This window comes from Gracilibacillus sp. HCP3S3_G5_2 (assembly GCF_052063305.1).
In the GTDB taxonomy this organism is placed as follows: Bacteria; Bacillota; Bacilli; order Bacillales; family Amphibacillaceae; genus Gracilibacillus.
The window spans coordinates 185,491-210,905 of sequence record NZ_JBQHXU010000010.1 but is presented as its reverse complement, the minus strand read 5'-3'; the positions used below and the strand labels follow the sequence as shown (position 1 = coordinate 210,905).

General features: G+C 36.4%; 24 protein-coding genes. 18 read left to right on the top strand and 6 right to left on the bottom strand.

Translation table 11 applies throughout. The features are described 5' to 3' along the window. The first annotated feature begins 37 nt into the window (after positions 1-37). The 3 genes from ACTNEP_RS15810 to ACTNEP_RS15800 all read left to right on the top strand — a co-directional run bounded on the left by ACTNEP_RS15810 (position 38) and on the right by ACTNEP_RS15800 (position 3,259). Positions 38-631 (top strand): histidine phosphatase family protein, encoded by a 594-nt coding sequence (locus ACTNEP_RS15810; protein WP_441163002.1) that lies wholly within the window; start codon positions 38-40, stop codon positions 629-631. A 230-nt stretch (positions 632-861) separates the two neighbouring features. Further along, positions 862-1,212 (top strand): ArsR/SmtB family transcription factor, encoded by a 351-nt coding sequence (locus tag ACTNEP_RS15805; RefSeq protein ID WP_441162987.1) that lies wholly within the window; start codon positions 862-864, stop codon positions 1,210-1,212. Further along, positions 1,184-3,259, top strand: a complete 2,076-nt coding sequence (locus ACTNEP_RS15800; protein WP_441162986.1) for a heavy metal translocating P-type ATPase — start codon at positions 1,184-1,186, stop codon at positions 3,257-3,259. Before ACTNEP_RS15805 ends, ACTNEP_RS15800 begins: the two co-directional genes overlap by 29 nt. A gap of 115 nt (positions 3,260-3,374) precedes the next feature. Here ACTNEP_RS15800 and ACTNEP_RS15795 read toward each other — a convergent pair whose 3' ends face one another. Then, positions 3,375-4,094, bottom strand: coding sequence for a metallophosphoesterase family protein (locus ACTNEP_RS15795; RefSeq protein WP_441162985.1), 720 nt, complete (start codon positions 4,092-4,094; stop codon positions 3,375-3,377). A 226-nt stretch (positions 4,095-4,320) separates the two neighbouring features. On the opposite strand from ACTNEP_RS15795, the gene ACTNEP_RS15790 reads away from it, so the two are divergent. From ACTNEP_RS15790 to ACTNEP_RS15770, 5 genes are all read left to right on the top strand, one after another. Then, positions 4,321-4,764: a DUF5392 family protein gene (locus ACTNEP_RS15790; protein ID WP_441162984.1), complete on the top strand. Its 444-nt coding sequence runs from the start codon at positions 4,321-4,323 to the stop codon at positions 4,762-4,764. A 655-nt stretch (positions 4,765-5,419) separates the two neighbouring features. Next, the gene (locus ACTNEP_RS15785; RefSeq protein WP_441162983.1) at positions 5,420-6,538 is read left to right on the top strand and encodes a glycosyltransferase family 1 protein; all 1,119 of its coding nucleotides are present in this window, start codon (positions 5,420-5,422) and stop codon (positions 6,536-6,538) included. A 59-nt stretch (positions 6,539-6,597) separates the two neighbouring features. Continuing rightward, positions 6,598-6,951 (top strand): helix-turn-helix domain-containing protein, encoded by a 354-nt coding sequence (locus ACTNEP_RS15780; RefSeq protein WP_441162982.1) that lies wholly within the window; start codon positions 6,598-6,600, stop codon positions 6,949-6,951. 86 nt (positions 6,952-7,037) lie between these two features. Next, on the top strand, positions 7,038-8,060 hold the full coding sequence (locus tag ACTNEP_RS15775; protein ID WP_441162981.1) for a hypothetical protein: 1,023 nt from the start codon (positions 7,038-7,040) through the stop codon (positions 8,058-8,060). Positions 8,061-8,232: 172 nt separating this feature from the next. Continuing rightward, positions 8,233-8,910, top strand: a complete 678-nt coding sequence (locus ACTNEP_RS15770; protein WP_441162980.1) for a response regulator — start codon at positions 8,233-8,235, stop codon at positions 8,908-8,910. Positions 8,911-8,916: 6 nt separating this feature from the next. Here the strand turns inward: ACTNEP_RS15770 and ACTNEP_RS15765 are convergent, their stop codons facing one another. Next, the gene (locus ACTNEP_RS15765; RefSeq protein WP_441162979.1) at positions 8,917-9,681 is read right to left on the bottom strand and encodes an AraC family transcriptional regulator; all 765 of its coding nucleotides are present in this window, start codon (positions 9,679-9,681) and stop codon (positions 8,917-8,919) included. Positions 9,682-9,955: 274 nt separating this feature from the next. On the opposite strand from ACTNEP_RS15765, the gene ACTNEP_RS15760 reads away from it, so the two are divergent. From ACTNEP_RS15760 to ACTNEP_RS15735, 6 genes are all read left to right on the top strand, one after another. Beyond that, a complete protein-coding gene (locus ACTNEP_RS15760) occupies positions 9,956-10,678 on the top strand; it encodes a ThuA domain-containing protein (protein WP_441162978.1) in 723 nt (240 codons plus the stop codon). Positions 10,679-10,834: 156 nt separating this feature from the next. After that, positions 10,835-11,860 carry a Gfo/Idh/MocA family protein gene (locus ACTNEP_RS15755; RefSeq protein WP_441162977.1) on the top strand — a complete coding sequence of 342 codons (1,026 nt, stop codon included), beginning with the start codon at positions 10,835-10,837 and terminating at the stop codon, positions 11,858-11,860. A 17-nt stretch (positions 11,861-11,877) separates the two neighbouring features. Continuing rightward, complete coding sequence (locus ACTNEP_RS15750; RefSeq protein WP_441162976.1) at positions 11,878-12,846, top strand: sugar phosphate isomerase/epimerase family protein; 969 nt, start codon at positions 11,878-11,880, stop codon at positions 12,844-12,846. Positions 12,847-12,862: 16 nt separating this feature from the next. Beyond that, complete coding sequence (locus ACTNEP_RS15745; protein WP_441162975.1) at positions 12,863-13,903, top strand: Gfo/Idh/MocA family protein; 1,041 nt, start codon at positions 12,863-12,865, stop codon at positions 13,901-13,903. Between the two features lie 13 nt (positions 13,904-13,916). Then, positions 13,917-14,678: a sugar phosphate isomerase/epimerase family protein gene (locus tag ACTNEP_RS15740; protein WP_441162974.1), complete on the top strand. Its 762-nt coding sequence runs from the start codon at positions 13,917-13,919 to the stop codon at positions 14,676-14,678. A gap of 151 nt (positions 14,679-14,829) precedes the next feature. Next, on the top strand, positions 14,830-15,321 hold the full coding sequence (locus tag ACTNEP_RS15735; RefSeq protein ID WP_441162973.1) for a PTS sugar transporter subunit IIA: 492 nt from the start codon (positions 14,830-14,832) through the stop codon (positions 15,319-15,321). Between the two features lie 172 nt (positions 15,322-15,493). On the opposite strand, the gene ACTNEP_RS15730 is transcribed toward ACTNEP_RS15735, so the two are convergent. Then, positions 15,494-16,336 carry a MerR family transcriptional regulator gene (locus ACTNEP_RS15730; RefSeq protein ID WP_441162972.1) on the bottom strand — a complete coding sequence of 281 codons (843 nt, stop codon included), beginning with the start codon at positions 16,334-16,336 and terminating at the stop codon, positions 15,494-15,496. Between the two features lie 86 nt (positions 16,337-16,422). Here ACTNEP_RS15730 and ACTNEP_RS15725 point away from each other — a divergent pair, with 86 nt between their 5' ends. Beyond that, positions 16,423-17,628 carry an MFS transporter gene (locus ACTNEP_RS15725; RefSeq protein ID WP_441162971.1) on the top strand — a complete coding sequence of 402 codons (1,206 nt, stop codon included), beginning with the start codon at positions 16,423-16,425 and terminating at the stop codon, positions 17,626-17,628. A 319-nt stretch (positions 17,629-17,947) separates the two neighbouring features. On the opposite strand, the gene ACTNEP_RS15720 is transcribed toward ACTNEP_RS15725, so the two are convergent. Then, complete coding sequence (locus tag ACTNEP_RS15720) at positions 17,948-18,412, bottom strand: hypothetical protein (protein ID WP_441162970.1); 465 nt, start codon at positions 18,410-18,412, stop codon at positions 17,948-17,950. A gap of 622 nt (positions 18,413-19,034) precedes the next feature. Here ACTNEP_RS15720 and ACTNEP_RS15715 point away from each other — a divergent pair. Next, positions 19,035-19,646, top strand: a complete 612-nt coding sequence (locus ACTNEP_RS15715) for a class I SAM-dependent methyltransferase (protein WP_441162969.1) — start codon at positions 19,035-19,037, stop codon at positions 19,644-19,646. Positions 19,647-19,707: 61 nt separating this feature from the next. After that, positions 19,708-20,496 carry a phosphotransferase gene (locus tag ACTNEP_RS15710; protein WP_441162968.1) on the top strand — a complete coding sequence of 263 codons (789 nt, stop codon included), beginning with the start codon at positions 19,708-19,710 and terminating at the stop codon, positions 20,494-20,496. A 102-nt stretch (positions 20,497-20,598) separates the two neighbouring features. Here the strand turns inward: ACTNEP_RS15710 and tlp are convergent, their stop codons facing one another. Continuing rightward, positions 20,599-20,832, bottom strand: a complete 234-nt coding sequence (gene tlp / locus ACTNEP_RS15705; RefSeq protein WP_441162967.1) for a small acid-soluble spore protein Tlp — start codon at positions 20,830-20,832, stop codon at positions 20,599-20,601. A gap of 261 nt (positions 20,833-21,093) precedes the next feature. Continuing rightward, entirely contained in the window at positions 21,094-23,322 is a 2,229-nt protein-coding gene (locus ACTNEP_RS15700; RefSeq protein WP_441162966.1) for an alpha-galactosidase, read from the bottom strand. Between the two features lie 186 nt (positions 23,323-23,508). Here ACTNEP_RS15700 and ACTNEP_RS15695 point away from each other — a divergent pair, with 186 nt between their 5' ends. Further along, positions 23,509-25,311: an ABC transporter ATP-binding protein gene (locus ACTNEP_RS15695; RefSeq protein WP_441162965.1), complete on the top strand. Its 1,803-nt coding sequence runs from the start codon at positions 23,509-23,511 to the stop codon at positions 25,309-25,311. The last annotated feature ends 104 nt before the right edge of the window (positions 25,312-25,415 follow it).

Sequence of the window (25,415 nt, the reverse complement as noted above, 5' to 3'; positions counted from 1 at the left end):
GGTTAGCGCCGTGATAAAAAATAAAGGAGAGTTTGGCATGACATCCATTTGCTTTGTTAGACATGGGGAAACAGATTGGAACGCTCTTGGGAAAATTCAGGGACAGACAGATATCCCTTTAAATAATAATGGTCGTTCACAAGCAAATGAATGTGGACGCTATTTACAAGATAACGAATGGGATGTGCTGATTACCAGTCCTTTACAACGAGCAAAGGAAACAGCTACCATCATTAATAAATATCTCGACTTGCCTTTGATAGAAATGGGTGATTTTCGAGAAAGAGGATTTGGCGAGGCTGAAGGAATGACAGTAATCGAACGGATGAAGGCATTCCCTGATGGAATTTATCCAAATCAAGAAAGTAATGAAGTACTTAGAGAACGTCTAGTAGATGGAATCCAGAAGATCCATGACATACATAAAGGAAAGAAAGTATTACTTGTAGCCCATGGTGCTGTGATCAATGCGATTTTAGCTCATTTTTCTGATGGGAAAATCGGTTCAGGCAAGACCCGACTTGTGAATGGAGGGATCAGCCATATTGAAAATGTCGAAGAAATATGGCAAATAAAAGGTTATAATCAGAAAGGTCACCTTTCAGGGTATAGTGAAGAAGGCAGTATGTGAAAGTAATACCGTGTTTATCACGGTGCTAAACTTACAGAAAATAGTCCCCCTTTATTTTCTGTAAGTTAGTATCTAATTCCGAATGAACGGTTAAAATATTGGAGAAGAGCAAGCTTGTCAAAGAGTAGCACTCCGTCTAATTAGCAAAGTGCATAAGTAGTGACAATTACTACTTTCTATCATATACTATATTCAAATAATCAAATGAATATTTGAATGAGGTGTCTTGGATGAAGTGTGAAACATATTGTTATGATGAAGCGGTTGTAGCGCGAATACAACCAGAAATAGAAAAAGTAACAGGTGTAGAAATGATTTTTAAAGCATTATCAGATGCAACACGTTTGAAAATAACCTATGCCCTAACTTTAGAGAAAGAATTATGTGTTTGTGATGTAGCCAATATCATTGGATCTTCTACTGCAACTGCCTCCCATCATCTGCGAATGCTTCGCAATATGGGGTTGGCAAAATACCGTAAGGAAGGAAAGCTTGTCTTCTATTCCCTAAAAGATGATCATGTTCGTCAACTTGTTACGATTGCAAAGGCACATGCAGAGGAAGGTGTACAAGTTGGCTGATAAACAAGTATTTCGACTGCAAGGTTTATCGTGTACAAATTGTGCTGCTACATTCGAGAAAAACATCCGTAACATGGAAAGCGTTCAAGATGTACACATCAATTTTTCTGCTGCCAAATTAACCATTTATGGGGAAGCAACGATCGAACAACTGGAACAAGCAGGTGCGTTCGATCATATTAAAGTGTATCCAGAAAAAATGAAAGCACCAACGATTCCTTTTTATCGAAAAAGAGAAAATCAGTTAACTTTTCTTTCTTTATTATTTGTCATCATTGGTTATGCTTTATATTTTCAAATAGGGGAACATCACGTTGTAACGATTGGCACATTCCTACTAGCAATTGCTATTGGTGGCTATGAGTTAATCAAAACGGGAAGCAAAAATTTGTTAAAGCTCCATTTCGATATGAAAACCTTAATGACGATTGCTGTAATTGGCGCAGCGATTATTGGTGAATGGGCAGAGGCTGCCGTAGTTGTATTTCTGTTTGCTTTAAGTGAGGCACTAGAAAGCTATTCAATGGATAAGGCACGCAATTCGATCCAATCATTAATGGAAGTTGCACCTAGTCGTGCGACAGTAAAACGAGGAAGTCAATTAATAGAGATAGATGTAGAAGAAGTGCAAATCGGCGATACTATGATTGTAAAGCCAGGTGAAAAGATAGCTATGGACGGTATCGTCAAAGATGGACGGTCCTTTGTTAATCAGTCGGCAATCACAGGTGAATCTGTTCCAATAGAGAAAGGGAAAGGAGCTACTGTTTATGCAGGATCGGTAAATGAAGAAGGAGCTCTAGTAGTCGAAGTAACTAAATCAAGTGAGGACACAACAATTGCTAAAATTATTCACTTAGTTGAAGAAGCCCAAGCTAATAAAGCACCTACTCAGCAATTTGTAGACCGTTTTGCCAAATACTACACTCCCGCTATTATGGTACTAGCTTTACTTGTGAGTGTTATACCACCTGCATTTGGTGGGGAATGGGAGACATGGATCTATAATGGTTTAGCTGTATTAGTTGTCGGCTGCCCTTGTGCATTGGTGATTTCAACCCCTGTTGCAATTGTAACAGCGATCGGCAATGCGGCTCGAAATGGTGTATTGATAAAAGGTGGTGTTCATCTAGAGCAGTTGGCAAGCATTGATACTGTCGCATTTGATAAAACCGGTACTATTACACTTGGTAAGCCAGTTGTAACAGAAGTGAAGGCTATTCGTGGTTCGGAAGAAGAACTTTTACAAATAGCAGGTGCAATGGAAAGCTATTCAGAGCATCCAGTGGCACGTGCTATTCAAAAGAAAACACAGAAATTATCCTTACCGGAGGTAACACAATTTCAATCTCTTACCGGAAAAGGAATTACAGCTCTCGTCAATGGTGTGCGTTATAAAATTGGGAATGCCAAGCTATTTGAAGCTAGTGAGCTTCCAGTAGTGTCAGGTGATACCACATTATATGTCGGTACTGATGATGAAATAATCGGGTATATAAAGGTTTCTGATCAGCCAAGACCAGAAATTAGACGGCATATAGAAAAACTCCACCAGTTAGGTATAGCTAAAACAGTAATGCTGACTGGTGATGTAGCCAATGTAGCCAACGAAATCGGAGAGAAAACGGGAGTCTCTGATGTAAAAGCAGAGCTTTTTCCAGAGGAGAAACTATCGTATATTAGGCAATTAAAACAGTCTTATCGTGTGGCGATGGTTGGTGACGGTATTAATGATGCGCCTGCATTAGCTGAAGCAAATGTAGGTATTGCGATGGGGGGAGCAGGTACCGATGTCGCCTTGGAAACAGCAGATATTGCTTTAATGGGAGATGACATCTCTAAAATTCCTGATTCGATCCAGTTAAGTAAGCGTACGTTACGCATAATAAAAGAAAACATTTTCTTATCGTTATTATTAAAAGTAGTGGCCCTCTTACTAGTCATACCTGGCTGGTTAACGTTGTGGATCGCAATATTCGCAGATATGGGAGCGACACTCTTGGTTGTGTTAAATGCCTTACGGTTAATGCAGAAGAAAGATAGATAGTGTTCACAAGATATGTGCTTCTCTTCGCAAGATAACTACGCCTGTTCGCGAGATAAAACGAGAATTCTCGTGAACAGACATCTCTATCTTGCGAGAGGCATAGATTATTTCCTTATTAGTTACGACCGGAGCGGATAATATTCTGCATCATTTCTATGTTTGGATAGTCAAAATCCTGATATTGCTTGCATACTTTATCCAAATCGTATGGAACACGTACATGACTTGTTTGAACTTGTCCACCTATAATATCAACAAGGCAATAGGAAGCTTTGGAAATCCCGTCAAAAGGTAAACCGATACTACCTGAATTGATGATGGTTTTACCTTCTACTGTCCGTTGATATGCTTTGTGAATATGCCCATATAAATAAATGTCAGCATCTTCTTTTGTTGTCAGTTGTTTCAATAGGTCATGATCTGATGCATTAGGTAAGATAACATCAAATAAACTGTCAGGAGTCGCATGGAAAGCATGCATGCGGATACCATCTTGTTCTAAAGTTAATTCTGTCGGTAGTGATTCCAAATAGGAAAGTTGCTCTTCATTCAGTTGTTTTTTAATCCACTTTTGTTCTTGCTGCATTGTCTCCAATGCCTGGTTTGGGACTTCACCTTCCCGGACACCTCTGACAACCCATTCATCGGCATTTCCTTTGATAACATCTGTGTTTAGTCCACGAATGATATTTACTGACTTGGATGGTTCAGGTCCTCGATAAGCGATATCACCTAGGACAATGATACGATCAACTTGTTTTTTCTCGATATCATCTAGCACTTTTTCTAAAGCTACCGCGTTTCCGTGAATATCAGAAATAAAAGCGAATCTCATGATGTTACCTCCAATAAAAGTTTGTCGTTTTCCTTTATCACATGATCTCCATGGATATAGTGTAAGATATACCCTTTCGATAAAGCAAAGATTTTGACGTTCTAAGGTCATAGAACATATAATAGTAGTATAGTAAGATAAGATTCTTTATTCCTATACCAATTTTGAAGGTGTAGGTTTTTCTTATCTAAAAATAGGGTATAACTCTATTAAGGAGGTTATCGATATGGTTTCATTTTTTACCAATAACTTACCAACATTTATGAAAAGTGAATTAGAAAAATTGTTTAATAAAATAAATCCTTTAATTAAGAAAAATGCTAAATATATGATGTTTGCTATTCCCTTATTGTTTATCTCGGTTTTTAACTTAATCTTTTTCTTGTTTTTTGGTGGCTTTTCCAATGGAATGGTTGCCGTTGGGATAGTCTATGCACTAATGGCAGCTGTTGGTATGGCACTATATAAGGAGTCAAAACACATTAAGAAAGAAATTAAAAAATTAGAGATGGAACATATGGTAACAAGAATAGAGAAAAGTGACATCCTCAATGAACACAAAAAAAGAGATTATATTTCTTTAATTAAATCACAACCAAAGATGGGCTTACAAACTTTCATTAATTTCCTGACAGAAGAAAATGACAGGAGAAAAATGATGGAAGACTAATAATGGGAACTTCCATTAGTGAAGTTTTTACCGGATTAACAATGGTAATAAATTGCTGTAAGAGATTGGGACATACCCTATTTTCTTCACATCCAATACGAATGATGCAATACGTATTATTGCGCAATATAGGGATACTACTTTTCACTAACTTACGTTTTATGATATCGAGTGCAAAGCATCCGCTCTGGCTGATCGTTTCGCTTTCTGATGCGCAAAAACCCATGAAAAGGAAAGTCGACAGCCGGAGCGATTGTTATGCAATTTTAGCCTCTCAAGAATTACTACGAAGCAACATAAGTTAGTGCGTAAAATGTCCCTAATAAATAGGCAAATCCAAACGATTTCAAGGTCTGTTTGAATAATCGTTTGGATTTTTTTGATTATTCATTTCTTTTGCCCCAGCCTCTTATTATTTGATCGAAAAGAATGTGACCATGATAATAGTTGACAACCTTTCTGAATCATGAGAATATAGTTATGATGTTCTCTATAATGAATAAAAATAAGGACAACTGCCACTTTTAAACAAGAAAAATGTTGAATTTAACGACCTTTTAAGATGAAAAAGCACATTTGATCTTTCTTGTCGACAACTTTACATACCGTTGTTCGTTATAATGAAAAAAGAGGTTGGAACAGAGGAGGAACGAAATTGGAAAGTGCACTAAGGATTTTGCATGTTGTATACAGTATGCATCATCATGAAGCAAGTGCGATGATAATGAACGTGTATCGTAAATTAGATCGCAAGAAAATACAATTTGATTTTTTAACAAATGAACAGGGAGAATATGACGAGGAGATCCATCGTTTGGGTGGTCATATATATCGCATTCCGTCAATTAGTGAAGCTGGAATTCAAGGATATCAAAAAGCCTTACGAAATTTTTTTAAAGGACATCGGTTTTACATAGTTGTGCATTCGCATATAGATCAAATGAGTGTCTTTCCGTTAAAAGCTGCAAAAAGAGTGGGAATTCCAGTCAGAGTTGCGCATAGTCATAACATCAAAAGTGATGGTACACCCATAGAAAAATGCTTAAAAAATATTGCCGGTGGATTTATTCCAATGTATGCTACCCATTACTTTGCTTGCTCTCGTGAAGCAGCTGAATGGTTATTCAAAAGCAATTCAAAGCATGCAGAAATTATGTTTAAAGCTATCGAGCTTGAACACTTCTGTTATTCACATTCACTTAGGGAACAGGGAAGAAAAGAGTTGCAAATCAGTGAGAAGGAATATGTCATCGGCCACATTGGAAGATTTTCCATTCAAAAAAACCATCAATATCTAATTGAATTATTTGTTGGCTTTCGTAGGAAATTTCCGAAGTCAAAACTGCTATTAGTTGGTGATGGCCCATTAAAAGAACAGATTAAAGCACAAATCAGGCAGTATAATATTCAAGATCATGTCATTCTATTAGGGGATACAGAGGGTATAGAAAAATGGCTACAAGTATTTGATCTACTTGTATTCCCGTCATTACATGAGGGATTACCATTAACCTTGGTAGAAGCACAAGGATCAGGATTGCCGATTATTGTCTCAGACTCAATACCGAAGGAAGTGGATTTAGGAGCAGGGTTAATACAGTTCATTTCCTTAGATAATAAAATTAAATGGCTGGATGCGATGTATGATGCTTATCACCATAAATATCGGCATCCGGTTGAGCCCGATATTTTATTTAAAAAAGGCTATGACGTCGAACAAGTAGCCCAACAAACAGAGCAAAAATATCTGCAACTCAGAGATGATGGTATTTGAATGAGCATACTTTCCAACCAAAAAGGAAACGAAAATAGATTGGATTAGAGGTTTGATAAATGATAGGGTCTAACATACATCGCATCAGAAAAAGTAAAAATCTAACTTTATCTGAATTGTCGGAAAGAGCAGATGTGTCCAAATCATACTTAAGTAATATCGAACGTAATTTAAATGATAACCCATCGATACAAATCGTAGAAAAAATAGCAGAAGTATTAGATGTCGAGGTAGTAACATTATTAGGAGAAAAAGACCAAATATTTATAAAAGATCATGAATGGAGTGCATTTATTAATAACCTGACATTCTTGGGGATTCCAAGAAAAGATCTAGATCAATATCGAATTGTTTTTGAATTTATTAAATGGAAGAACCTGCAAGATGGGGAAAAATACAAGAGAAGCTTATAAAAACTCAAAAAATCTACAAATCTTCTATTCTTCTATAAGGTTTGACCCTATTTGTGAAGAATAGGATGGAGAGAGGTGATGGCTGAATGAAAAAGGTGTTATTTATCATAGATCCATTTGATCCTGGATTATCGCTGGAACATTTAATATACCTTATCCATCGTCATTTGGAACCTGATACCGAAATATATGTCAAATTAACAGAGCAACATCCTTTATTCATTTACCGCCTTAAGATAAAAGCCCATTTATTGCCAGCTATCACTCAGATGATAGTGAAAGACAGTGATGGTTTCCGGTCGGCTAAGAGCTGGAATTTCATGTTACAGTCTCGTCCTGTACCATTACATATTCGAAAAGCTTATTATAATTTTCCATCGATAGTTCGTTTATATTGGTCCTATATCAGTAAGGAACTGATGGAAAGTAATACTTTTTATCATAAGGCAATTAGTTTGTCTCCGGGTATTCCGGCATTTTATTTAAGAGATAAGGTGCAAGCGGAAAGGAAAATCTACTACTTTCCTGTCAGACAGTTTAAGGAGGCAGTAGTTCCTGTGAGTGAGCAGATACAAAAACAAGATATCATTTATACTGCTTCTCACTCGATGTATAGTGAGCTGAAGATAAATCTTTCTAATGTTAGGTATTATGAAGATCCATATTATAAGGAAACGCTTTTCCGCGTCATGAAGTTAGATAATGCAAAACTTTACCGTCAGCAATTTTTGTCGATTTTGTCGGCCAATAGTCTAACAAACAAAAATATTATGGAGGGATTTATTCGTATATCTAAAATTTTACTTAAAGAAGAGACCAACTTTAAGTGGTATTTTTATGGCGTTAATCCAAATGAAACAATGCTCCATAGCTACATTCAAGATTATCATATGGAGGAAAATGTTGTATTTATTGGTGAATTAGCCAATGTTTTTGGTTATTTGGAGAAAGCGGATATTTATGTGGAATGGAATAGAAATGCTTCGATAGAGTTTGAAGCAGAAGTAATGCAGAAGCCAATCATTCATATTGAAAATTTATCCTCAGGGAACGAATGGTGCCGTATCGAAAAAGTATTACAATCTTTTAAAATGTATAGAGATAGTTAAGCTCACTTTCATAAACTTATCATTTCATTGTTGGTAAGGAGAAATAGAAAGGTGAAATTATTGTTGTTCTTTAAAACGAATAAAAAATGCGTTATAATTAAGTGCTGGGAGTATAAGTAATAGAATGACGAATCCATATTGATAAATTCGCTTATTAGAGGAGGAATATAGTATGACAAAGCACACAGTAGTGGTGGCAGAGTCACAAACACTTTTTCGTGATATGATTACGAATTTTGTAGAAGACATGGAAGAATTTCAGGTAATTGGTACATTAAAAAATGGACAGGAAGTCATCAACTTTATAAAGGAGAAGGAAGTTTGTCCCTATTTAGTTTTATTAGATATTCATATGCCAATTATGAATGGCTTGGAATGTGCTAAACGGTTAAAGGAATTGTATCCAAACATTAAGGTTGTTTTGTTATCTGCATATGATGATGAAGAATCAATCGAAACAGTATTATCTGTTTCAGCAGATGGGTATATTTTGAAAAGCTCAGGCTTGGACGAATTCAAGGAAACCCTCCGATTTATTATTGATGGTAAGTTTGTTGCTCCACAAAGTTTAGTTCAATATTTTTCTCAACGCTTAGAAGCATTATTAAAAATTGAACGAGAAAGCTCCTTTCATTATATTAAAGAACAATTTAATCAGCATAAAGATTTGAATCACCGTGAATTACAAATTATTCAATTAATTAAAAAAGGTTGGACAAACCGTATGATTGCTGATCAATTAGGTATTAGTGAGGGAACGGTCAAAAATTACCTGTCACTGATTTATAAAAAGTTAAAAATTAAGAGTCGTGTGGAGCTTTTACAATTACTCTCTGAGATGACTGGCTAGGTACTTTTACATTTTTTCACGATATGCTCTAGGTGAAACATGATAATACTTTTTGAAAACGCGATGAAAATAAGAGTATGAACCAAATCCGCAATTTTGCGCTATATTTTCGAGTGTCATGGTGGTATATTTCATTTGGTTTATCGCAGCAGATACTCGGATCGATTGAGCGTACTCAATTAACGTTTGGTTCACATGCTCTTTAAATAAATGGACGCACCTTGATACACTAAGATTGCAATGATTCGCTATGTCTTCTACCTTGAAGCCTTGTTTTGTCGCGTTTTCTTCAATAAACCGCATCATTTTTGTTACAACATATGGTCGATATACGTCATTTGCTTTTTTATCAATTGCCCTTTGTAAAGCAACACACAGTGCACTGACTAAAAAATAAGTAAGTTCACTGTTTCTTTCTTTTTTTGGCCTCCTTTCTTCAATGATAAGATGGTGCCATAAATCCAATACTGCTTCATCATTGGAGATTTTGGTGAAAGTCGGCGCATTCTTGAAGAGGTTGTCAATGGATTCCCCCTCGCAATATAAATGAAAATCACCGCTTTGTTGTCCTTCTTCTACGTATAATTCATAATTCTCGCCAGGCTTGATAATCAACAAATCACCTTTCTCAGCATGTCTTATCTCGTCATTAACCTTCACTTGTGATCTTCCTTCTGCTTGTAATCGAAATAAATAGGAAGCATAACGTGATTGGTGTGAAGTATGATAACGATCTTGATGATAAGAATAACCGCAAAAACCTATTTTCATAAGAACACCTCGTTTATGTGCATTTTGGAAAAGAAGAAAGTCGAACGTTGATTTTACTTTCTAGTTATAAAAAGACTCGTCAACAATTAATGGATTAATAGCAAAATAGTTCATGTTTTGATTATATCATTTATGTTCAAAATGCACCTCATCATTTAAGATAATTTCTAAGTTATATTACAAATGAAAAGGGTGACAAGAATATCTCTCTCTAGATCATAAGGAGGATATGCTCTTTTACTTTACGCAAATACGAAAGGTGAGGTGTAGTTGGATGAACGTATTGATATGGAACGAATACAGACATGAACAGCAGCATGAAGAAGTTGCTAAGATTTATCCACATGGGATTCATGGAGCGATTAAAGATTTTTTACAAACGGATGATATTCACGTTGAAACCGCAACATTAGATGAACCAGATCATGGGATTACCGATGAAAAATTGGCAAAGACCGATGTGATGTTGTGGTGGGGACATTTAGCTCATCATGAAGTTGCAGATGAAATCGTCGAGAAAGTGCACAAACGTGTTTTGGAAGGAATGGGTTTAATTGTCCTTCACTCCGGTCATTTCTCAAAAATTTTCAAGAAATTAATGGGAACTAGCTGTGACTTAAAATGGCGGGAAGCAGACGAAAGAGAAAGAATGTGGGTGGTTAACCCATCTCACCCGATTGTAGAAGGTATAGGGGAATTTATTGAATTAGAAAAAGAAGAAATGTATGGCGAGCATTTTGATATTCCTGCGCCGGACGAATTAGTACTGGTCAGTTGGTTTGAAGGTGGCGAGGTTTTTCGTTCCGGTTGTACATATCGCAGAGGTCATGGAAAGGTGTTTTATTTCCGTCCAGGTCACGAAACATATCCTACCTATTATCAGAAAGATATTCAACAAGTGATTAAAAATGCTGTAAGATGGGCTCAACCGACCACTCGAGAGTACGCCAGTTATGGAAACGCTCAACCATTAGAAGAAATAAAAGTGAGACGATGATCAGTTTTTTTGAACCCTACTGATCATTAGCGAAGCGAGGGTGTTAGCAGGTACTAACCCCCGCTTAGCGTCCATGTGTTACTTGAAGATGGAAGCGAGATCTTACAGGATGTTTAGCACCATCATAAAACAAAATAGTAAAGGGAGAAATGAATGATGAATAAATTAAAAGTAGCAGTTATTGGTTGTGGAAGTATTGCGATTCACCGTCATTTACCAGAATATCAAGCAAACGCTGATGTCGAGATTGTAGCAGTTTGCGATATTAATGAGGAACGTGCTAAGCAAGCAGCATCAAAATACCGAGCAGAGGCTTATACCGATTATAAGCAAGCGATTACAGAATCTGGAGCTGACCTTGTCAGTGTTTGTTTACCAAACTATTTACATGCTCCTGTTTCGGTATTTGCTGCAGAACAGGGAAAGCATGTTTTATGTGAAAAGCCAATGGCGACATCACAAGAAGAGGCAGAACGAATGATCGAAGCTAGCAATAATGCAGGGAAAAAATTAATGATTGCCCATAATCAGCGTTTTGTCCCTAGTCATGAGAAGGCGAAGCAGTTAATTGCAAATGGGGAAATAGGAAAAGTCTACAGTTTCCGTACAACGTTTGGCCATGGTGGGCCAGAAGGTTGGAGTATCGATGGAAAAGAGAGTTGGTTTTTCCGAAAAGAAGAAGCATTTATTGGTGCGTTAGGAGACCTTGGTGTTCATAAGGCAGATTTGATTCGTTATATTTTAGGTACGGAATTTACTGAGGTGGCAGCAATGGTCGAATCATCAGCAAAAGAGAATAGTGATGTTGATGATCAGGCTGTAACTATTTTACGAAGTGAGGACGGAATTATTGGTACCTTAACAGCTAGTTGGGCATATGGAGCAGGTGAGGATAACTCTACGGTTATTTATGGAGAGAAAGGTATGCTTCGTCTTGAAGATGATCCTTCATACAGTCTGATAGCGACATATACGGATGGTTCAACAGTAAATTATGAACTTGGTCAAATTCAAACAAATGAGAGTGGTGGTCAAACATCATCAGGTGTAATCGATCATTTTGTGAATAGTGTTCAGAATGATACAAAACCATTAATTGATGGTGAAGAAGGATTAAAATCATTAAAAATTATATTAGCAGCTCTGGATGCAAACGAAACGAAGAAAAATATCTCGTTATAGATTAGGAGGAGAAAGTAATGAAGCTTGGCGTATTTACTGTACTATTTTCTGATAAAAACTTTGAAGAAATGCTGGATCATGTGAAAGCAAACGGTTTAGATGCAGTAGAAATCGGGACCGGTGGCTATCCTGGTGATGCACATTGTAAGGTGGATGAATTGCTCAGGGATGAAGCAAAACGCGAGCAATATTTGCAAACGGTAAAAGACAGAAACTTAACGATAAGTGCCTTTAGTTGCCATGGAAATCCGTTAACCCCTGATAAGCAATTTGCTGAAGAAAGTGACCAAATTCTTCGAAAAACAATTGAACTAGCGGGCATTTCTGGTGTACCGGTTGTCAACTGTTTTTCGGGAACTCCTGGAGACCAAGAAAACGCTAAAGCACCAAACTGGCCTGTCGCACCGTGGCCAACAGAATATGCAGATGTTCTGAAATGGCAATGGGAAGAAAAGTTGGTCCCATACTGGAAAGAAATTGGTGAACTGGCTGAACAACATAACGTTAAAATTGGTATTGAATTACATGCAGGGTTTTTAGTACACACACCATACACGATGCTGAAGCTTCGTGAAAAAACAAGCCCAGCGATTGGAGCTAACTTGGATCCAAGTCATTTATGGTGGCAAGGAATCGATCCAGTTGCAGCGATTAAGATTTTAGGAAAAGAAAATGCGATTCACCATTTCCATGCAAAAGATACTTACATTGATCAGGATAACGTCAATATGTATGGTCTTACAGATATGCAACCATATGGTAACATTCAAACCAGAGCATGGAATTTCCGTTCTGTCGGATGTGGTCACAGCTTAGAAGAATGGTCCAAGATGATTAGTGCGCTAAGAACTTATGGTTATGATTATGTGGTGAGTATTGAGCATGAAGACCCGTTAATGTCGATTGATGAGGGATTTGCTCGTGCTGTAGATAGCTTAAAGGCAGTTAATATTAAAGAAAGCCCAGCAGAGATGTGGTGGGCATAAGGAAAGGAAGTCACTGATGACAAAATTAAAAGTTGCTTTAATAGGTGCAGGAGGTATTGCGACAGATGTTCATATCCCTGCATATCGAAAAGTACCAGAACAAGTAGAAATTGTCGCTATTGCTGATGTAGCATATGATAAAGCCAAAGCAGTAGCAAGGGAACATGGGATTGCATCGGTATATGATAATTATCAATCAATGCTTACGGAAACAGAGATCGATGCTGTCAGTGTGTGTGTACCAAATAAATTTCATAAGGATGCAGCGATTGCCGCATTAGAGGCAGGCTGTCATGTCTTATGTGAAAAACCACCAGCGATGAATCAGGAAGAAGCAAAGGAAATGGAGGATGCTGCGGTTAAATCAGGTAAATTGTTGATGTATGGGTTCCATTATCGCTTTCAATCTGAGACACAAGCAGCTAAACGATTTATTGATGCAGGTGAGTTTGGTGAAATCTACTCTGGGCGAGTGCAGGCAATCAGACGTCGTGGTATCCCAGGTTGGGGTGTGTTTACCAATAAAGAATTGCAAGGTGGTGGACCATTAATTGATATTGGTGTTCATATGTTAGATACTGCATTGTATTTAATGGGCTATCCAGAGCCTGCAGTTGTTCTTGGGCAGACACATCAACAACTAGGCACAAAGAAAGGCGTGGGATTATTAGGTGAATGGGATTATCAGAACTACACGGTCGAGGATATGGCGATAGGGATGATTACTTTTAAAAATGGTGCATCATTAGTTCTGGAATCAGCTTTTGCAGCCAATGTGGAAAAACGCGATACGATGCAGGTTTCCTTAATGGGGAATAAAGGCGGTGCAGATATTTTTCCATTAAAAATGTATCAGGAGAAACACGATACATTAATTGACATAACACCAGCTTATTTACCAGAAATCAACGCTCACCAAACAGAAATCCATGCTTTCGTAGCTGATTGTATCGAAGGTAATATAACAGATCGATATGCAAAACAAGGAACAAACATTCAAAAAATAATCGACGGACTTTATCAATCAGCTGAAACTGGTAAAGCCGTATATCTTTAAGGAGGCATTTTACATGGGGAAAATTGCGATTCAATTATATTCAGTACGTGATCATACTTCAAAAGATTTTTTAGGTACTTTACGTAAATTAGGTGAAATGGGTTATGAGGCCGTACAGTTCGCTGGATTTTTTGATACACCTGCAAATGAATTAAAGCAAGTAATGGATGAATCTGGTTTAGTTGCTGCCGGAAGTCATATGCCTTTTGACAGTTTAACAGGTGATCAACTAGAAGCTTCATTAACCTATAATAAAACAATTGGTAATAATTTAATTATTTGTCCGATATTACCGGAAGAACTGAGAACTGATGAAGGTGCCTATTACCGTGCCGCAGAAGAATTAAATGAGATTGGACGAAAATGCTCCGAAGCTGGATTCACTTTTGCTTATCACAATCATAATATGGAATTCTTTGATCTTGGTAATGGAAAAAGAGGCTTCGACATTCTTTTTGAGGAAACAGATCGTGAGTATGTAAAGATGGAGTTGGATTGTTACTGGGCAACACATGCCGGTGTAGACCCATTACAAACGATCAAAGCATATGATGATCTAGTTGTGTCCTTACACATTAAAGATATGACAGTAGAAAATGGTGAAAAACGCAGCATTGAGATCGGAAAGGGTTCATTAGACATTGCAACATTATGGGAAACAGGAGAATCTGTCGGTGTTAACTGGTATGTAATTGAACAGGAGCAATTCGATGGAGACCCCTTAGAAAGTGCAGAAGAGAATGTTGTTAATTTGAAAAAAGTTATTAATAAATAAGCGTTAAGTTCCCCATTTTATCGAATTATAAATGGGGAACTTTTATCTGTTCACAAGATAAATGCAGAAATATCGCCAACATTTATATGATTATTTTGGCTCAATTTGGGGTAGAAGTAACTATATATTGACCTAATGGAGGAGTTAAACAATGTTAAAGAATCTATTTAAGAAGAAAGAAGCAAATACAGACTTAATAGCACCATTGGCAGGAAAAGTAATACCATTAGACCAAGTACCTGATCAAGTCTTTTCCAAAAAAATGATGGGTGAGGGTGTGGCGATTGAGCCTGTAGATAAGCAAGTTGTATCACCTATAGATGGCGAAGTGGTGGATGTATTTAAGACAAAACATGCGATTAGCTTTAAAACAGATGGTGGAGCAGAGATACTAATTCACATGGGTCTTGATACAGTTGAATTGGATGGTAAAGGATTTGATATTCAAGTAGTGAATGGTCAAAAGGTAAAGAAAGGAGATCCATTAGCTACATTTGATATTGCTGCGGTTACAGCGGAAGGTTACAAAACAGTGACGCCTATTATCTTATTAAATGGCGAAGAATTTGAGATGACTAATATTGCGAGTGAACAAGATGTTGTAGCTGGAGAGGACGTTCTATTTCATATTGAGAAAAAGTAATAGGGAGAAAATCTGCTACGATACGCATTATAAAGTAGCGGTCAATAAGATGAATTAAGATTAAACATGTGGGTTATTAACTCATGTGTTTTTTATTCTCCTTAGAAATGCAAATAACCCATTAGAGTTGTCAATAAATGCAAGCAATTACAAATAACAAGAGAGGTTTAAATTAGAATGTAATACCTTCCTTAGGTCTCACCTGCATCATAATCTTTGTCACATATTGCTCCTCACTGTTTTTCACAACCGTGTCATATACATATTCTTCTAAAACATAATCTCCTAATTCTAGATTTAATCGTTCCATCTCTGACAAAAGCCGTTTATAGGTATGGTGAATTTTCTTATCTTCCCCTTCATGGTATCCGATTAAAAAGTCACCTCTTATAGTCTTGAGGTATGGGTTATCCTTCTGAGAATGAAGTTGTTTTATATATAAATAACTATAATTAGTAAACTCACCCTTCAGCACGTGTTCTCGTTTAGTTAAGCCACCGATAGGGTATCCGGTATCAATATATAATTTGTACAATTCCTCAACAAAGTCTGAGAACACTTCAAAAAATTCCTCATCTGAAATATTCTCGATATTTTTACTTAAATAATATGTTTGTTCCGGTAATCGTTCAACACTAACTTGATCAAAATCTATACTTGATGCTTTATTCATTAATTCAATTTGTGCATCGATCATATTCTCTTTCATTTCTATTTCCATCCGTTGTTTCGCTACTTTTTCTTTCTGTTGATGCATAATTGATAAGAATTTTTCTGGTGATTTATGTTCAACATATTGACGAATATCATGTAATGACATGCCCAGATCTTTTAACAACGTTATGAGGGTAAATAACTCTAATTGGTGGATGGAATAATAGCGGTAGCCTTTTTCGTTTTTAAGGATAGGTGATAAAAGACCAATTTGATCATAATAAAAAAGAGTTTGCTTGTTTACTCTGCAAAGTTTGGCAAATTCACCTGTTGTGAAATATGTAATATTTTTGTCAGTCATTTTCTCAACACTCCAGTCTTGACTATATAGTTACTATATACCATAAGATAATTTAGTAAGCAACAATTAGAAATGGAGAAATGACAATGAAACAATCGATCTTTCGAAATCGCACATATATGTTGTTGTTAGTTGCAGGTATTTTTGCGATCGTTGGCTTTAGTATGTTTCTGACAACGACCTCTTGGTATATCATCAATGTATTAAGTTCACCTGGCATTTTGGGAATTGCTTTAATTACGGCAACGGTGCCACGTTTACTATTAATTACTTTTGGTGGAGTATTGGCAGATAAGTACAAAAAAACTACCATTATGTTTGGTACTAACTTGCTGCAAGCACTAGTACTTTTTTGTATTTATTGGCTTGTGGCAAGTGACTCGATGACACTAGTCTTATTATTCGTTACGGTAGGTGTATTTGGTATGCTGGATGCATTTTTTGGACCAGCTAGTTCATCACTGATACCGAAAGTAGTGGAAAAATCGCAATTACAGCAAGCAAATGCTTATTTTCAAGGTATAGATCAAATATCTTTTATTATCGGTCCAATCCTTGCAGGTGTAATCATGGAAACTAGCTCTATAGCGACTAGTTACTTAGTGGCGACTATATTGGTTTTGTTATCTGCTCTCATAGTTTTTCCACCTTTTATTAAGGAAGGTCCAGTAGAGCATAAGGGTGATCAAAGCACATTAGAAGATTTTCGTGAAGGTATTGCCTATATGAAATCTTCTACCTTTTTATTAACAGGGATTATTGTGTTGATCACGTTAAATTTCTTTGTATTTGGTGGATTGCAAATTGCTATGCCATTATTAGTTGATCTTCTTGGTGGAACACCGATTAATTTAAGCTTTATGGAGGTTAGCTTAGGGGTTGGTATGGTAATTGGCACGTTGATTATGAGTTTCGTAAAAGTGAAGCGTAAAGGCTTTACATCGCTAATGGGACTTATGGCTTCATTACTTTTTTTAATTATTTTTAGTATTGCAACTAATTTAATGCTTCTGACAACTATATTGTTTTTCATCGGATTTTCGATTGCATTTGTGTTCATCCCTTTTTTTACAGCAGCTCAAGAAAATACCGAAAATCGAATCATGGGTCGAGTGATGAGCATTATCTTCTTAGCGATGAATGGTTTTGATCCAATTGCATATGGTGTTGTAAGTGCGTTAGCTTCAGCAGGAATGGATATCCAGTTAATTTTGCTTATCGCTGGAGTGATAGGCATGGTTATTGCTATATCGGTATGGTTAAAAGGAAAAGCATTTGTTAGAGCTTATTAAACCATCATAATAATCTAAACAAGGCGATCCTCAAAGATCGTCTTGTTTTGTATAAACTCTTTATGAATGTTATGAAAAGTATAGTCCCAGAATTTAAAAGAGTTCATCAAAATCTTTGTAATAAGATCGGAATTGAAGAACGTGCTGAATGGGTTGATGAAATTATTCATATGGCCATATAATGCGAAAAGCTTTACTTTATCGTGGGTAGTAACTATTATGCAACCAGGTGTGATCTTTAATGCGGAAAAATAAAGAGCATTATAGATTAACTATAGTGACAATCAATAATGCTCAAATTAAGAATAATCAACTTACTTTATTTTTTGTTAGCCTTAATCAATCCATCAATTAATTCCCAAATTAATCCTACGACTAGAAGAACTAAAATCCATAATGTAGATTGATTCCAAATCATACTTACAGTTCTATATCCATCACTATTTTCAGTAATTACACCTGCTTGTGTAAGCTCAAGAAGAAAATCAGGGTTCCAAAATGCGTTTCCATTTATCATAAATAATACAGCTATAGTTGAAATTACATTAACTATTGCTATATAAGTGACTAGCTTGTAGGTCCACTTACCGTATATGAGCTTAAGGCCTTCTTTTGTTATTCCAATACCCATAATAAGAATAATGAATAACAAGGAAGTAGTATATGTTTCGTTATTTAAAAACGGAACCACATCAGAAAAACCATCTTGAAAAATCCAGATCCCTAGGTATTCATTAGAAAAAACAAACATGATGATTAATAACGTATAAAAAGTAATACTCACTATTGGCTCATAGTACTTGATTTGTCTTTTTTCATCGGGAATGGGAGCTAAATCTGATGGCTTCCATTCTATTCCAATCTCTAAATCTTTTGCTTTAATTTCCCCGAAATGGTCCGCGATCGCAAAGCCAAATGTTTGGTTCTACATGAATTCCTTTTTCCTCTAGCATTGTGACAAGCGAATAGCCGTATTGGGGTTCCGATAGTTGTGCAAAATATAATTCATCACAAAATATTTGTGAATAACCATCCCTTCAAGAAAAGTAGGAGAGTCCTTACATAAGTTTCTACAGGTAAAATTAATGTTCAAGACTGTGATGAGACAATTAGGGATTATGTCGAACTAAATCAAGGTGAAGTTTTTAATGGAATATTATGTTAATATAATGTAAGAAAAGAAGAAAATACAACATTGAATATTTTTCATTACCATCACTGGACAAATTTACTGGAAGAAACTGAAGATTTCTATGCCAACATGGATTTGATGTTATGGGGCGCTATGCCAAAGGGAAGAAAGGTATTGAAACTTACCATCCACCTTTGAAATGGGAAGACTTTCGAGATGAAAGTCCGTTGTTTAGAATCATTAAGCACAAAATTACTTTGTAGAGGGTGAGAAAGTGAAAAACGAAAAGCTCATCGAAAAATATGATAAACAGGCAAAGATGTATGAAAATAATCGTGCGAATCAAAAGCTTGCTCGATGGAGACATAAACTAATAAAAAACGCATACGGAAAAGTCTTGGAGGTTGGAATTGGAGCTGGAGCAAACTTTCCCTATTATGATAGGAATAATGTTGAGGTAACAGGGGTTGATTTTAGTTCAGAGATGATCAAGAGCGCCAAGAGAACAGCATCACAACATCAAGTGAAAGCTAAATTTATCCAAGCAGATATTGATCAACTGGTTTTAGAAGACAACTCTTTTGATTGCATCGTATCAACGCTTTCCCTTTGTAGCTATCCCGATCCAATTGTTACATTAAATAAATTTAATCATTGGTGCCGCAAAGATGGGATTATATTGTTAATGGAACATGGATTGAGTTCTAATAGCTTTCTTTCCTTCGGTCAAAAAATGATTGATCCACTACATAAAAAGATTTCTGGATGTCATTGTAACAGAAATATCAATGAGATAATGAGAAATTCAAATCTTCAGGTCAATCATATGGAACGCTATTGGTCAGATATCATCTATTTAATATGGGCGAAGCCAGTTAAATCATAATTAAGTCACTTGTTCTATAGGAACAGAAAGGTAAATAGAGTCACAGAAGGGGGGGATTCAAATGTCAAACCATAAAAATGAAAAAATACTATCAGGAGGAAATGTCTCGAACGTTTATCGTTCGGGAAATACTATACGAAGAGAGTTAAAGAAAGATAGTCCAAAAATTCATAATTTATTAAAGCATTTGGAAACGAAAGGTTTCAGTTATGCACCAAGGTTTTTAGGGGTTGATGAAAAGGGGAGAGAGATATTATCATTCATTGAAGGAGAAGCCGGAAATTATCCTTTAAAAGAATATATGTGGGCTGATGAAGTCTTGGTAGAAATAGCCAAAATACTCCGTCTTTATCATAATTCTGTGAGTGATTTTTCATATGATAGCTGGCAACCGATCGATAACACTCCTCAACCATTTGAAGTACTATGCCATAATGATTTTGCAATATACAACATTATATTTCATCATGAAAGACCAATAGGTATTATTGATTTTGATGTTGCTGGACCTGGTCCAAGGCTTTGGGACATGGCTTACACTCTTTATACTTGCGTTCCGCTAAGTAGATTTTATCTTTCTGAAAAAGGCGAGAAAGTGTATTATCATTCATCACAGCATGCTAATCGTATAAAGGAGAGAGTTAGAATTTTCTTTGAAGCTTATGGGGAAAGGATGGAAGAAGAGTATTTAGAAATGGTGCTACTCCGTTTAGAAGGGTTATGTAAAACTATTATAAGAAAAGCCAGTGAAGGAGATACAGCGTTTCAAAATATGATTGATGAAGGACATCTTTCCCACTATCAATACGATATTCAATTTATTCGTAATCATCGGCAAGAGTGGGTTTAAGATAAGTTTTTGTGAGGCGCGAGTATAATTAAAAACCAATCTTTTTCGGAAAAAGGCATAAAGAATATGCTAATTCCATATGCCTTTTGTATTTTTGTATATCTACTGTTGATCTCGTGCTTCATCTTTAATTTCTTTTCTCATACCTGAAATTGCTTCTTCTCTACGACGATTTTTCTCGATAATTTTTTCTTTTTCTTCTGAAGAAGCAAACTGCATCGTCTCGTGTGCTTCTTCTATATTTTCTATTGTATCTTGCACCTTGTGTTGTAATTTTTCCACATTATCTGAGCGATCATCTGGATTCGGCTGGTTCTGTTGTTTTGTCACTCTCATTCCTCCTTTACATATCATTAGTTATATTATGAGTAAGCTGGAAAATAATATGTATTGACTATCTTTCGATTATTTTGTCTCGTTCTTAAAAGCAACATAGCCTTTTTAAAGGGATATCATCACCGAATTATAGACACAGTTTCTGATATGGAAGAGAATATGCCCATGATGGTTTCTTAGTTTTAGTTTGAAAATAAAAAGCCTAGAGATAATACTTCCCTAAGCCTTTTACGAAAATAATGATAATAACCGATATTTCCTTTATGCCTTTGCCTTTAAATGAAACAAGCGCGATTGATAATCCCCAGGATGCTCCTGTCCCCAATATTCATCAGCACGATCAATATAATTGCCTGCTAGGATAATCCCGATATTCATCAGTTCACTGCCATAATACGTCGTTTCGCCATTTACTTCATACAATCTATCCGGATCTAGACCGGTTAATTTGACACGGTTATATGCCTCATTCGGCTTTGCTAGTACTTTATAATAACCAACTAATGCTTCTGATTTTTCTTCGTTTACCACCATCCATGTTGTTTCATTATTTTCAAATGGACTGGATAGTCGGTAAAATTCCCCATCTCTAATCAAGGCTCTTTTTCCTTTAAAGAAAGCAACTTGTTCTTTTACTTTTTGTTGTTCGGTTTCTGTCAGTTTCGTAATATCCAACTCATAGCCGAATGTGCCAAAATAAGCGACTGCTGCACGAGTATCAAGCGAAGCAAGTCGTCCTACCTGGTGGTTAGGAATGGCGGAAACATGACTTCCGATCGTACTTAACGGATAGACCATTGATGTACCATATTGTATCTTCAAACGTTCGACTGCATCGGTATCATCACTTGTCCAAGTTTGTGGTGCGTAATATAACATACCCGGATCAAATCTGGCACCACCACCGGCACATGATTCAAAAAGGATTTCAGGATATTTTTTGATCAGACGTTCATATAAGTCATACACACCTAAAATATAACGATGGAACACTTCCCCTTGTTGATCAGCAGGTAGACTTTGTGAAAATGCTTCTGTAATATGCCGGTTCATATCCCATTTGATATAGGAAATTTTGGACTTCGAAATAATCTTATCCATTAAGTCAAAAATATAATCAACTACCTCACCACAAGTGAAGTCTAATACAAATTGGTTTCGACCATGTGAAGCTCTTCGTTCAGGTGTAGAGAGAATCCAGTCAGGGTGTTCTTCAAATAGCTTGGTATCTTTACATACCATTTCTGGTTCAAACCAAAGACCAAATTGCATGTCTAATGCTTCTACTTTTTCACTTAAGCCATCAATCCCATTTGGTAATTTTTCTTCGTATTCAAACCAGTCTCCAAGTGAACTTGTGTCATCATCACGTTTTCCGAACCAGCCATCATCGAGAACAAATAATTCAATGCCTAAGTTGCGTGCTGTTTTGGCAATGTCCAGTACTTTATCTTCATTAAAATCAAAATAAGTTGCTTCCCAATTATTAATCAGGATAGGACGAACTTTGTCTCGCCAAGGTCCTCTTACTAGCCGTTCACGATACAGTTTGTGGAAGGTTTGACTCATGCCGTTTAATCCTTGGTCAGAATAAACCATTACACATTCAGGGGTTTGGAAGCTTTCACCGCTCTCTAATTTCCATTTGAAACGATATGGATTAATCCCCATGTTAACACGGCTTACGTTATAAGTATCTACTTCTACTTGTGCCAGAAAGTTTCCACTGTAAACGAGACTGAAACCGTACACTTCTCCCTGATTTTCATCTGCGTTCAAACGCTTTAAGGCAAAAAACGGATTAAAAACATGGCTACTTGCACCACGGTTTGAATAGATCGATTGAATCCCTTTCGATAACCGTTTTGTTTCCACATGCCCTTCTCTTGCCCAAGCTCCATGTAAATGCACCATATCAAATTGGTCATCAGCTAAATCCACATTCATACTCATTGCCTGATCAAGATAATAAGTTTCTTTACCTTCATTGATGAATTTCGCATTTCGGGTTATTACACTACGATTTTGGTAAATAGTATAAGAAAGAATTAATCGACATTGTAATACATCATCTACTAATTCGATTTCAAGTGTATCAGCTTCCTCCTCATTTTCTACATATGTAGCAGGTAAGTTCGCTAACGTCTTCTTTCCTTTTATAATGCGATAGCTATCATAGGTGAAGTTCGTAATATGACTGCCATCCTCTCTTAAAATCGCATGAGCCGGGTAACGAAAGTCTGTCGATCCATAACTTGGATACTCCTGTTTAATATGTTCCATCGAGGAAGTATGATCGCCTTCAAACATATTGGTTGATGGCCGGATTTCTCGTTCAATTAAGTGAGTGAATGATTTCCTATGATGAATTCGCTTTCCAAAATATAAATGTTCAAGCTGACGGCTTTTTTCTAATACACGGAAAATGTAACTTACACTGTCGTTATATAGATGAAATTCTAATTGCTTCTGGTTCACTTGGATAGACATAATTTTTCCTCCTTTTTGTTAATAATAAGTTAACGTTTACTTATTATAATATATTAAATTTGCAATTTGTTGTCAAAGTAGAATAGTAGAATAAGATAAATATCTAGACAATTAAAAGCGAAAAGTTTTAATATATTACTTAATGGATTAAGTTATAATCCGATATAAATGTATAGGAGGGATTATGTGTCTAGCCAAAATGGTATTTCCTTAGACTTCGAAAAGCGATTTGAAGAACAACAAGATATAAAAGGGCGACTGTTTCGAACGTTACATATCATGTATCGAGGTCATTATCTGAAATTATTTGTCTCATTTATTTTCTTTTTACTTAAGCATTCACCGGTTTGGATTTTGCCAATTGTAACAGCGAATCTAATCAATTTTGCGTCTGATCCAAGTAGTTATGAGGTCCGTTATTTATGGATGAATATTATTGTGTTAACCATTGTTATTATTCAAAATTTGCCGAGTCAAATTTTGCATATCAGTTTTATGAGTAAGGCGATCCGCCATGTAGAAGCTGGTTTGAGAAGTACCTTAATTCGAAAATTACAACATCTCTCCATTTCTTTTCACAGTGAATTAAGGTCGGGTAAGTTACAGGCGAAAGTGTTACGTGACGTTGAAATGATCGAGATTATGTCCAAGCAGACGATGATGGGTGTCTTGCCGGCATTTATGAATGTAATTGTGGCAATTGCAGTAACGGCGAATAGAAGTTGGACCGTAACATCCTTCTTTTTGGTGGCGATACCGATTTCGATTGTGATTGTTTATTTTTTTCGTGGGAAGCTAACGAAACGAAACAGGGAATTCCGGGAGCAAGTAGAAGAAATGTCTGGTCAAGTAGCGGAAACAGTAGAGATGATCCCGGTAACACGAGCGCATGGGTTAGAAAAAGTAGAGATTAATAAAGTAGATTCTTTATTACATCATGTCCGTGGCAAAGGTTATCGTTTGGATATTACTGAAGCATTCTTCGGAGCTAGTAACTGGGTAGTGTTTCAACTGTTTCAAGTTTTATGTTTACTTTTTACCGTTTATCTTGCTTATCAAGGACAAATACCGATTGGAGATGTGGTGTTATATCAGACATATTTTACGCAAATTTTAATGTCTATATCTGGCGTGATTAACATTTATCCTCAATTAGCAAAAGGCTTTGAGTCCGTTCATTCGATCTCAGAAATCCTTTTTGCGAAGGAAACACAAGAATATCAAGGGAGAACGAAGCTGAAGAAATTAGACGGTAAAGTAGACTTTGAACAAGTTTATTTCAAATATCACGATTCAGATAAACATGTATTAACAAACTTTCAGCTAAATGTAAAACCTGGTGAAACGATTGCTTTCGTTGGGGAGTCGGGAGCAGGTAAATCTACTATTTTGAACCTGGTAACCGGATTTTACCGGCCTAGTAATGGAAGGGTCTTAATAGATGACGTCGTGATGGATGATTTAAGTATGAGAAGCTTCCGGAAAAAGATAGCAGTAGTGCCGCAAAACACGATTCTTTTCTCAGGATCGATCCGTGAAAATATCACGTATGGTTTAGCAGAAGTTACAGATGAAGAAGTACAGCAAGCGGTTCAAATGGCTAATTTGCAAGATATCATCGATGAATTACCAGATGGTTTGGAAACAAAAATTGGGGAACATGGTGATCGCATGTCAGGTGGTCAAAGACAGCGAATTGCCATTGCTAGAGCGTTTATAAGGAAACCTCAAATGGTTATTTTAGATGAAGCTACTTCCGCATTAGATAATGTCTCGGAAAAATTAATTCAAGATGCTATGCAGGAATTAATTAAAGGGAAAACAACCTTTATCGTGGCCCATCGCTTATCAACTATACGAGATGCAGACCGTATCGTCGTGATGAAAAATGGTCAATGCGTAGAAATGGGAACATATGACGAGTTAGTAGAGAGAAAAGGGGAATTTTATCAAATGAAAATGGCATCAGAGGCAGTGCAGATGTCGTGAGGTATCCAATGTCGTTATTTTGGTAATACCTAGAGAAGATTTGCGAACCATCAGTAGAAGCGATGAACTTCCGCTGATGGAGGCTGTTGCCATTGATGAAAGGG